Source organism: Luteococcus sp. Sow4_B9 (genome assembly GCF_052116585.1).
Lineage (GTDB): Bacteria > Actinomycetota > Actinomycetes > Propionibacteriales > Propionibacteriaceae > Luteococcus.
Window position 1 is genome coordinate 1 of sequence record NZ_JBQKKT010000074.1, and the last position, 548, is coordinate 548.

Consider the following 548-nt stretch of genomic DNA (forward strand, 5'->3'; position numbering starts at 1 on the left):
TCACCAGCCGGACAGCCCGCTGGCGCAACTCGGGCGGGTACTTCGAAGGACGTGCCATGAGAGTGATCCTTTCAACGAATTCACTCTCCGGACATGCCGGGGCGGTTCAGACCGCGCTGCTTCGCATCGTCGATCTGGGCATCGACGCGCGACGACCCCTCAACCACAGCCAGATCACTACCGCATCCACCTGGCGACCCCGCAGCGAAGACCTCGCCACTGCAACCGCCCGCGGTGAAGCCACACGCCTGGCGAGACGGATCATAGACCTCGACCACGACCTTGCCACCGCGACCAGACGCATCCTCGAACTCCTGCGCATGAGCCCTGCCTCCGTGCTGCTCGAGGAACCAGGGATCGGGCCCATCACCGCGGCCGTCGCATTCACAGCATGGTCACATCCCGGACGGGTCCGCTCCGAAGCCGCCTTCGCCAGCCTCGCCGGGACAAGCCCGATCCCAGCATCCTCCGGCAACACACAACGTCACCGCATCAACCCCGGCGGGGATCGCCGTCTCAACCAAGCACTCCACATGGCAACAGTCACA

At 65.1% G+C, this 548-nt stretch carries 1 pseudogene; it reads left to right on the forward strand.

Features of this window, described 5'->3' with window-relative positions:
• Positions 1 to 110 precede the first annotated feature (110 nt).
• Positions 111 to 548: pseudogene (locus tag ACTQ49_RS15010) on the forward strand (transposase); the annotation flags it as partial.